Here is a 1,611-nt window from a genome sequence, read left to right on the forward strand (position 1 = left end):
GCCACGAACGAGGCGACGAGGGGCCGCCGGTCGAGCTCGGGCCAGGCGATGGCGATCCGGCTGTCGCCCGCGTCGGCCACCGGAACGCACACGAGCCCCGCGGGAACGGGTTCGACGAGCGAGCGGGGCAGCACCGCGATCATCCGCCCCACGGTGATCAGAGGCGTCATCTGCGCCACGTCCACGACCTCCGGCCCGGACCCGCCGTCGGCCACGCCCTTCCAGCGCGGCATCGTCTCGCCGTCGAGATCCGCCATCCGCAGCTCGCCGCGCGAGGCCAGCCGATGCCCGGCGGGGAGGATCGCGACGCGCCCCTCCACGTACAGCGTCTCGTACGCCAGCCCCTCGACGTCGTCGAACGGCACGTACAGCAGCGCCACATCCGCCCGCCCGTCCCGCAGCTGGTCCACCCGGTCGGTGCCGCCGCTGAACAGAATGTCCACCCGGCGCGCGTCGGGCCGCCGCGCGTACTCGGCGAGAATCCCGGACAGCAGACCGGCATCGCCCCCCGGCTTGATCACCAGCCGCAGATGCGCCTCCTCCACCTGACCGGCCCGCCGCGCGCTGAGCACCGCCGCGCTCACAGCGTTCACGGCATGCCGGCCGTGTTCGAGCAGCGCCTCCCCGGCCGGGGTCAGGGCCACATGGCGGCTCGACCGTACGAGCAGCTGCACCCCGAGCCGCGCCTCCACCCGCCGAATCGCCTTCGACAACGCCGGCTGCGCGATCGCCAGCCGCACGGCGGCCCGCCCGAAGTGCAGCTCCTCGGCGACCGCGATGAAGTATTCGAGCTCTCGGGTCTCCAGTTCAACCATGCCTATAGGCTATCGCCGATGGCTGGACTGGCCCTGAGATGCCGAGGCCCAAGGGAAGTTCACATGGGGCCCGATTCCTCTACAGCATCAGCCGAGGGGAACTGACCCTCCGCCCGTATGCCCGCCCTCCTGCCCTCCTGCCCGGCCGTCGTCCGCCGCGGACCGCCCCTGCGCCAGGGCGCCGGCGCGGGCGGCGGCGAGGGCGACGCGTACGGCCTGCTCGGCGACGCCGTCCTCGACCGGATCGTCGCTGATCAGCAAGCGGAAGTAGACGGGTGCGGCCAGGGTCCTGAACAGCTCGGACGGGTCGGTGTCCGCCGGGAGTTCACCGCGTTCGACGGCGCGGGCGACCACGGGCTCGGCCCGTCGGCACCGGTCGGCGAAGACCCGCCGCCGCGCCTCGGCGATCTCCGGCAGCCGTCCGGCGTCGGAGACCATCGCCGTCTGCACGGCCCTGCCCACCGGGCCCGTCATGCTCTCCACGAGCGCCTGCGCGAGCGCGCGCAGGTCGCTCTCCACGGCTCCGGTGTCCGGGGTGGGGATGTCGGCGGCGAAGTGCTCCGACAGCGCGTCGACGACCAGGCTCTCACGGGTCTTCCAGCGTCGGTAGACCGTCGTCTTGTGCACCCCGGCCCGCTGGGCCACGCCCTCGACCGTGAGCTCGGCGTAGCCCCGGTCGAACAGTTCGGCGAGGGTGGCGGCGCGCACCGCCGCCTGTGCCTTGCGGCCGCGCCCGACGGGGCGTACGGGGTCGGCGGGCGCCGATTCCATTGCAACTCCTTGTTGCGTTAGCGGG

General features: G+C 73.3%; 2 protein-coding genes. Both read right to left on the minus strand.

Features of this window, described 5'->3' with window-relative positions; genetic code table 11:
• The coding region (locus tag ACFU99_RS43035) for a LysR family transcriptional regulator (protein ID WP_384404075.1) at positions 1–815 on the minus strand (815 nt) is incomplete at its 3' end.
• An 87-nt stretch (positions 816–902) separates the two neighbouring features.
• Entirely contained in the window at positions 903–1,586 is a 684-nt protein-coding gene (locus ACFU99_RS43040; RefSeq protein ID WP_384404078.1) for a TetR/AcrR family transcriptional regulator, read from the minus strand.
• Between the last annotated feature and the right edge of the window lie 25 nt (positions 1,587–1,611).

It is taken from the genome of Streptomyces sp. NPDC057654 (assembly GCF_042800135.1).
GTDB lineage: Bacteria > Actinomycetota > Actinomycetes > Streptomycetales > Streptomycetaceae > Streptomyces.

Excerpts from the sequence above, each read along its gene's own strand:
- ACFU99_RS43040 (WP_384404078.1), bottom strand. The coding sequence starts at position 1,586 with ATGGAATCGGCGCCCGCCGACCCCGTACGCCCCGTCGGGCGCGGCCGC.